Annotated in this window: 5 protein-coding genes, 2 pseudogenes and 1 riboswitch; of the genes and pseudogenes, 3 read left to right on the top strand and 4 right to left on the bottom strand. The window is 72.7% G+C overall.

Translation table 11 applies throughout. The features are described from left to right. Positions 1–58 precede the first annotated feature (58 nt). Positions 59–1,249 carry a gephyrin-like molybdotransferase Glp gene (glp, locus tag VLI41_RS03970; protein WP_325266758.1) on the top strand — a complete coding sequence of 397 codons (1,191 nt, stop codon included), beginning with the start codon at positions 59–61 and terminating at the stop codon, positions 1,247–1,249. A 71-nt stretch (positions 1,250–1,320) separates the two neighbouring features. Here glp and VLI41_RS03965 read toward each other — a convergent pair. Further along, positions 1,321–2,142: pseudogene (locus tag VLI41_RS03965) on the bottom strand (XdhC family protein); the annotation flags it as partial. A 135-nt stretch (positions 2,143–2,277) separates the two neighbouring features. On the opposite strand from VLI41_RS03965, the gene VLI41_RS03960 reads away from it, so the two are divergent. Beyond that, on the top strand, positions 2,278–3,153 hold the full coding sequence (locus VLI41_RS03960; protein ID WP_325266757.1) for a bifunctional regulator KidO: 876 nt from the start codon (positions 2,278–2,280) through the stop codon (positions 3,151–3,153). On the opposite strand, the gene VLI41_RS03955 is transcribed toward VLI41_RS03960, so the two are convergent. Continuing rightward, positions 3,150–4,973 (bottom strand): TonB-dependent receptor plug domain-containing protein, encoded by a 1,824-nt coding sequence (locus VLI41_RS03955; RefSeq protein WP_325266756.1) that lies wholly within the window; start codon positions 4,971–4,973, stop codon positions 3,150–3,152. The two genes, VLI41_RS03960 and VLI41_RS03955, sit on opposite strands and share 4 nt — an antisense overlap. 83 nt (positions 4,974–5,056) lie before the next feature. After that, positions 5,057–5,268, bottom strand: a riboswitch (cobalamin riboswitch). Positions 5,269–5,533: 265 nt separating this feature from the next. On the opposite strand from VLI41_RS03955, the gene VLI41_RS03950 reads away from it, so the two are divergent. Continuing rightward, positions 5,534–6,133, top strand: coding sequence for a UrcA family protein (locus VLI41_RS03950; RefSeq protein ID WP_325266755.1), 600 nt, complete (start codon positions 5,534–5,536; stop codon positions 6,131–6,133). A gap of 147 nt (positions 6,134–6,280) precedes the next feature. Here the strand turns inward: VLI41_RS03950 and VLI41_RS03945 are convergent, their stop codons facing one another. Further along, entirely contained in the window at positions 6,281–7,150 is an 870-nt protein-coding gene (locus VLI41_RS03945) for a dienelactone hydrolase family protein (RefSeq protein WP_325266754.1), read from the bottom strand. Positions 7,151–7,381: 231 nt separating this feature from the next. Next, positions 7,382–7,568: pseudogene (locus VLI41_RS03940) on the bottom strand (alanine dehydrogenase); the annotation flags it as partial.

Here is a 7,568-nt window from a genome sequence, read left to right as displayed (position 1 = left end):
TCATCGAGGCCGTGAAGCTGGTCTCCAAGTCGGGCGGCAAGTCGGGCGACTGGCGGGCATGAAGCTGCTCAGCGTCGACGACGCACGCGCCCGCATGCTGGCGGAGATCGCGCCGCTTCCCGTCGAGCGCGTGCGGCTGTCGGAAAGCCTCGGGCGCGTCCTGGCCGAACGGGTCGCCGCGGTGCGCGACCAGCCGCCGTTCCCCGCCTCGGCCATGGATGGCTGGGCCGTGCGCGCCGCGGACAGTCCGGGATTGCTGACGATCGTGGGCGAGAGCGCCGCGGGCCATGGCTTCGAAGGCGCCGTGGCCGCGGGCGAGGCGGTGCGCATCTTCACCGGGGCGGCGGTTCCGGAGGCTTGCGACGCGGTGGTGATCCAGGAGGACGCCGTGCGCGAGGGCGGCTCCGTCCGCGTGCCCGAGACCCAGGCTGGGCACAACGTCCGGCCGGCGGGAGGCGACTTCCGAAAGGGCGAGGCGCTGCTCGAACCCGGCCTGCGGATCGATCCCTGGCGCCTGTCGCTCGCCGCCTCCGCCGGACGCCCCGAGATCGCCGTCCGACGCCGCCCGCGGGTCGCCCTGCTCTCGACCGGCGAGGAGATCGTCGAGGCGCCGGCCGCGCCGGGTCCATTTCAGATCTACGATTCCGGCGCCCCGGCTCTGGCCGCCATGATCGCGGGCTGGGGCGCCGAGGTGGCCCGCGCCAAGCCGATCCGCGACCAGCTGGAGGCGGTGATCGAGGCGATGCGCGCCGCGCAGGCCGATCTCGTCGTCACCCTCGGCGGCGCCTCGGTGGGCGACCACGACCTCGTGCGCGCGGCGGCCGAGGCGCTCGGCTTCTCGTATCGGGTGGAGAGCGTCGCGGTCAGGCCCGGCAAGCCCACCTTCTTCGGCGTGCTGGCGGACGGGCGCAGGCTGTTGGGCCTGCCGGGCAACCCGGCCTCGGCCTTCGTCTGCGCCGAGATGTTCCTGCACCCGATCCTCAACGCCTTTCAGGGCGCCTCGCCGGAGCCTGTCACCATCGACGCCCGGCTGGAGATCGATCTGCCGGCGAACGGAAACCGCGAGCACTGGATGCGGGCGAAGCTCAGCCTTGCCGACGGCGAGGTGCGCATCCGCCCTTACGGCGATCAGGATTCGTCGCTGGTGAGCGTGTTCGCCGCCTCCGACGCCCTGCTGCGACGGGCCGCGGGCGCGCCGCCGGCTGCGGCGGGGGACCTGGTCGAGGCGCTGCCGCTGGCGCGCGCATAGCGCAAGGCGGTGATTTCGCCGATCACCGAGACCGCCACCTCCCAGGGGGCCTTGCCGCCGATGTCGAGGCCGATCGGCGCATGCAGCCGCGCGATGGCGCTCTCGGCGACGCCGTCGGCGCGGAGCTCGGCCAGCCGGCCCTGCAGCCGGCGGCGCGCGCCCAGCAGACCCACGTAACCCGCCCGCGACGGCAGGGCCGCCGTCAGCGCCATGTGATCGGTCTCGATGTCGTGGGTGGCGATGGCGACCGCCGTCCAGGGGTCCAGGCCGATGGCCTCGAACGCCGGGGCGGCCTCCTCGCGGCGGTAGGCGAGCCCCGCGATCGGCGGCGGGGTCCCGGGCCCCTTGGGCCTGACCAGCGTCGTCTCGAAGCCGGCCTGGGCGCCGAGCTGGGCGATGGCCAGGGCCGTGGGATCGCCGCCCACCACCACCAGCCGCGGCACGGGCTCGTAGAGCCGCTCGACCGCGGCTTCCGGCCAGGGCGACAGCTCAGGTCCGCAGGCGCGGGCGTAGCCGTCCGTCACGTAGGTGACCGGCCGCCGCTCGGCCTCGGCGGCCAGCAGCTCGACGAGCGCATCGTCGTCGGGCCCGATCCGCTCGACGAAGATCTCGATGCGCGCGCCGCACAGCAGGCGGATGTCGGGCCAGGGACTGCCCTCGCCATAGACCAGCGTCCTGGGCGCGCCGTCGGCCAGGCAGGCGAAGGCGTGGTCGGCGATGTCGCTCTCGACGCAGCCGCCGGAGAAATAGCCGGCCACGATCCCAGGCGCGAAGACCATCTGCGTGCCGGCCGGGCGCGGCCCGCCGCCGTCGACGCTGACCAGGGTGGCGAGCGCGCAGGCGAGCCCCCCCTCGCGGGCGCGCCTCAGGGCCGGCCTGACGTCCTCGGCCATGCCGAACAGGGGCCACTCGGGCAGGGGCTCGCGCGGGGTCAAAATTTAACCCCCGGATAACGACCTGGATACGGGTTCTTAGGCATCTGGCTCCAAGATGGCGGCTCAACGGAAGCTTACCAAGCCCAGCCCCAGATGACCTCATTGATCGCGAAGCTCGGCCTTGGGTCGGGGCAGTTCCGCCTCGACGAACAGGCGACCCCCCGCGGGCGTCCGCGGGAGGCCGAGGCGCGCGATATTCTCTCGATCGGTGCGCGGGCGGGCCTGTCCGTGCTGGAGGTGGGCCGCCATTCCCCGAGCGGGGAGACGATGCTGGGGCAGCTGCTGCCCAGGCCCAATCCGTTCCGCCTCACCGTCACCACAGTCAGGCCGGACCGCGGCGCCGACTTCGCAGAAGGCGAGATTCGCGCCCAGCTGCGCCGCATGGGCGTGGACAAGGTCGACGCGATCTTCGCGCCCTCGGCCACCGATCTCCTGAGCGCTGGCGGGCCGGCGCTCTGGGAGCGCCTGCGCAAACTCAAGGACGAGGGCGTCTGCCGGAAGATAGGCGTCTCGGTCTACGCCTCCGATGATCCCCGCGGCCTCGCCCGGCGATTCAAGCCGGACGTGGTGCAGGCTCCCGCTTCGCTGCTCGACCAGCGGCTGATCGTCGACGGCACGCTGGCCGAGCTCGCCGGCATGGGCGTCGAGGTGCAGCTGCGCTCGATCTTCCTCAACGGCGTGCTGCTGCTGCCGCCCGACCGCGCGCCCAGCCACCTGAAGGCCGCCGCCGGCCGCATCTCGCGGGCGCGCCGGCTGATCGCCGAGGGCCGCTCCGACCCGCTGCAGGCGGCGCTGGGCTTCGCGCTCTCGCGACCGGAAGCCTCCGCCGTTCTGGTCGACGTGGCCTCGGTGGCCGAGATGAGCGCGGTGGTCGCCGCCGCCCAGACCCCGCCGCCGGACCTCGACTGGGACGAGATGGCGCTCGACGACCCCGCCGCCCTCGATCCCCGCGCCTGGGCCGCCGCCTAGTTCCGGAACCGTACGCCGATAAAGGCCGTGCGGCCCGGCTCGTTGAACCCGAACACCTCCTCGTAGCGCTTGTCGGCCAGGTTCTCGATGCGGGCGATGAGCGAGACGGCCTCGCTCAGGCGGTATGAGCCCGCGAAATCGGCGGTGACGAATCCCTTGCGGGTGAGCCGCGAGAAGCCGTCGCGGGCGATGTCCGGCTGGCTCGATTCCGCCCGGGCGGTGAGTGCGGCCTGCCAGGGTCCGCGATCCCAGAACAGCGCCGCGGAACCGGTGTCGCGGGGCACGCGCAGCAGCGGCTCACCGGTGCTGCGGTCGACCGCCTCGGTGCGGGCATAGGCCAGCTTCAGCTGCAGGCCCGCGGCGAGTTTCGCGTCCGCCTCGGCCTGCAGGCCCTGCGAACGGGTGCGGGCGATGTTGACATACCGCGGACCGACGAAGGCGATCTGGTCGCGGACGTTCAGGCGGAAGCCGGTGAGCGCGGCGCTCAGGCGGCCATCGGGCGAGCGCCAGCCGAGCCGCAGGTCGTAGCCCTCGGCGCGCTCGGGACGCAGCGGGACCGGCGGGGCGAAGCAGAAGTCACAGACGACTTCGGAGATCGAGGGGACCTTGAAGCCCTGGCCGGCCGAGGCGGTGAGGGTGAAACCTTCCCCTACGTCAATTTCGGCGGCGGCGCGGGCCGAGACGCGCGACTTGAAGCGGTCGGGATCGTCCCAGCGGAGCGAGCCGGTGAGCGTCAGCGGCGCCCATGGCCGGGCGCGGCCCACGGCGAAGGCGGCCGTGGTCGAGAGGTCCGCCGAGGCGCGGCCCGAGAGGTCGGCATGGGTCTCCATCCGCTCGGCGCCCAGCACGAAGGCGTAGGGGTCGGCGGCCCGGCCGTGCTCGGCCGTCCAGCGCCAGACGCGGCGGTCGGCGGTGTAGAGCGCAGGAAAGTCCGAGATGTCTCGCCGCCAGAGATGGTAGTCGGCGACGCTCAACGTGTGCGTCAGGCCCAGGGCGCCCTGGTAGATCGCCCGGGCGTCGCCCTGCCAGCTGCGCGACTTGTCCCGGTCCGGGGTGTCGGCGAGCGTGAAGTCGGGCGGCGGGAAGCCGTCGATGGCGATGTTGGCGTAGGCGTAGCGCAGCCTGGCGGCGAGCTGCAGCGCATCGGAGAGCTTCACTCGGCCGGCGAGGCTGGCGCTGGCGGTGCGGAACGGGTCCCGCTCGGTCCCGGTGTCGGCCTTGGAGATGCCGTCGGTGCGCAGGCCCGCGAGCGTCGCCGAGACCGCGTAGCGGTCCTGCGAGGTCCCGGCGCCCAGGAAGCCGCGGGCGGTCCCCAGCGAGCCGCCCTCCGCCTCGCCGCGCAGGCCATCGATCTCGCGGGTGGTGATCGCGACCACGCCGCCGATCGCGTCGGAGCCCCACAGCGAGCCCTGCGGTCCCTCCAGCACCTCGATGCGCTCGATGTCGAGGCTCTGCAGCGCCGAGGCGTCATAGGTCCCGTTGGGATCGGCCGGATCGCCGACCGGGACTCCGTCGATCAGCACCAGGGTCTTGTCGGCCGTGGCGCCGCGGATGCGGATGGCGGAGATCCCGCCGAACGCGCCGTTGTCGGTGACCGTGACGCCGGGCACGGTGCGCAGCACATCCTGCACGAACGGCGTCTGGCGCGCCTCGAGCTCGGCGCGGTCGATGACGTGGGCGCCGGTCACCTGGTCGATGGCGGCCGGCAGCCGCGTCGCGGTCACCACCAGCTCGGAGAGCGGCGGATCGTCGGCCGCCCGGGCGGCCAGCGGGAGAAGCGCGGCCGCCGAGGCCGCCGATGAGAGAAGAAGAGCACGCATGGTCGTTTCGCCTCCAAAGTGGAGTCGCTGCGACTGGAAGGTCTTGGGGCCTTCCCGCGCCGATGGCCTGGTCCCGGGCCGCGGACGAGCGACGGAAGGCGGCAGGTCTCCTGGCTCACGGCTCACGCGGCCCGGCGACCTCGCCTTCCCGGGAAATCCCAGTGGCGCCGTCTCGATCACGCGAGACGGGACGGACGCAAGGCCTCGCCGCTCACAGTTGCGGGCACAGCGGGGGATTCGCACCCCCTTCCCTCTTGGCCCCCGGTTAGGGGAGACCGCCTTCGGGGGAAGGGATGACGGAGAACAAGCGCGACCGCAACCATTCCCGTCATCCCGGACGGCCATGTGGCCGATCCGGGACCCAGAGGGCCTGCCGGCGCGCCTGGGTCCCGGCTCTACCGCCCGCAGTCGCGGACGTACGGCCGGGATGACGAACGATGTGAGCTTCGGAACCTCTGCCTTCGCTACGGGTTGGGGGCCGCATCGAGACCACCCGATCTCCGCGCGCCAGGGGCTGTCGGGGGGCTGGTCGCGCGCAGATCGCATCCGAAGGAGCGATCATGCCGAAATCTGTCCGACCCAAATCCTCGCCCTGGGCCTGGGGCGCGCTGGCCCTTGGGCTGAGCGCGCTCGCCGCCCCGGCGCTGGCGCAGGTCGTCGTGCCCGAGGTCACCGTGGTCGGCCGCTGGGGCCCGAACGGGCCCCGCAGCCTGTCGCGGGCGGTGAGCTTCGCCGACCTCGACCTCACCACGGGATGGGGCCGCCGCGAGCTCGACCGGCGCATCCGCAACACGGCCTATGAGCTCTGCCGCGAGCTCGGCGAGCAGCCGAAGGCCAGGACGCCCCCGCTACTGCAGTCCTGCGAGGAGCACGCGGTGGCGAGCGCCATGCGCGAGGAGCGCATCGCCTTCGCCGACGCGGTCCCGCGCGGCTATGCGGTGGCGGTCCCGCCGCCCGCGCCCGACCAGGCCTATGTGGCGCCCTCGGGCTATGACGACCGTTACGCCGCCGCTCCGGCCGCCGGCAGCTACGGCGCCGAGGCGAGCTACCGCACCGAGACGGTGACCAATGGCCCGGTGCCCGACACCGTCGCCAACCGCGAGCGGTTCGGCGGCCCGCTGTCGAACGCCGGGCGGCGCACCGCGCCGTCGGGCAATTAGGGCCGGTCCCACGGATGCTCCCCCTGAGGGGGAGCTCCGGCGAAGCCGGTGAGGGGGGTTCCGCCGCGGACTCGCAGCTGCAGCTCGGCGGAGGAAGCCCCCACCGGCCCGCTGGGCCACCTCCCCTGAGCGGGAGGAACTCTGAGCCTAAGCCAGCGCCTTGCCGTAGAGGGCGAGGAGCTGGCCCCAGGCCTTCTCGGCGGCGGGGGCGTTGTAGACCTGGCTGCCGGGCACGCACCAGCCGTGCATGGCGCCGGTGTAGACCTCCAGCTTGACGGGGACGTGGGCGGCCTCGAACGCCGACTGGACGATGGTCTTGGCCTCGGGGTTCGACTTGTCGTCGTTGTCCGCCTCGGCGATGTAGAACTGGCCCTTCATCTTCGGGACCCACAGGTGCGGGCTCTCGGCGTCCTTGGTGACCAGCGTGCCGCCGTGGAAGCTCGCGCCCGCGCCGATCCGGTCGGCGGCGGTGGCGGCGGTGCGCATCATCAGGGGGCCGCCCATGCAGTAGCCCTGGACACCCAGCTTGACCTTGCGGTTCACCTTCGGCGCGGCCTGCAGGTAGGCGGTGTAGGCGCCGATGTCCCTGTCGACACCGTCCCAGGTCATCGCCTGGCGCAGCGCGAACACCCTGGCCCGCTGCGCCGGGTCGGCGAAGTTGAAGGTCGCGTCGACCACCGGCGCCTTCTGCGAGCGGTAGAAGGGGTTGGGGACCAGCACCACGTAGCCGGACGAGGCGAGCCGCTTGCCCATCTCGCGGAACACCGGACGCAGGCCCAGGATGTCGGTCCAGATCAAGACGCCCGGATAGGGGCCCTTGCCGGCCGGCGTGAACAGCACCGCGTCGCAGGTCCCGTCGGGGGTCTTCACGGTGACGTCCTGCTCGGCCACCTCGACGCTCGCGGCATGGGCCGAGGCGGCGGCGAGCGCCGCGGCGGCCGCGGCGCTGACCCCGAGCATCCGGCGCGTCACCGCCACGTCCGGCGTCAGGCCCTGATGGATGTCGTCGTCGCACATCGGCGCGCCTCCCGCTTCGGTTGCCCTCGCGGGACTCTGGCGGAGATTGCAGCGTTATTGCAAGGCGGGGGTGGATCGAGCCGAACAAGAGAAGAGGAACCGCGGAAAGACGCGGAAGAGAAAACCGGCGGTCGGGGAAGGCTTGATCGCGCCTTAGCGCGATCGTTTTGGGCCTGGAGGCGAGGAGCGCCTTTCCGCGTTTTCGGCGGTTCCGCGGTTGAATCCCGTTCCCTACGCCCAGGCCTTGTACGGGTCGACGAAGGGCTTGCCCAAGGCTTCGGCGACGGCGGGGTGGGTGACTTCGCCCTTCAGCACGTTCAGGCCCTTGGCCAGGTGCTTGTTCTTCTTCAGCGCGTCCAGCCCCTTGTCGGCGAGCTGCAGGCCGAACGGCAGGGTGGCGTGCACCAGCGCCTCGGAC

This window comes from Phenylobacterium sp., from assembly GCF_035475775.1.
Taxonomy (GTDB): domain Bacteria; phylum Pseudomonadota; class Alphaproteobacteria; order Caulobacterales; family Caulobacteraceae; genus Phenylobacterium.
Note: the sequence above shows the minus strand (reverse complement) of the source record. Positions and strands in the feature narration are given on the sequence as shown.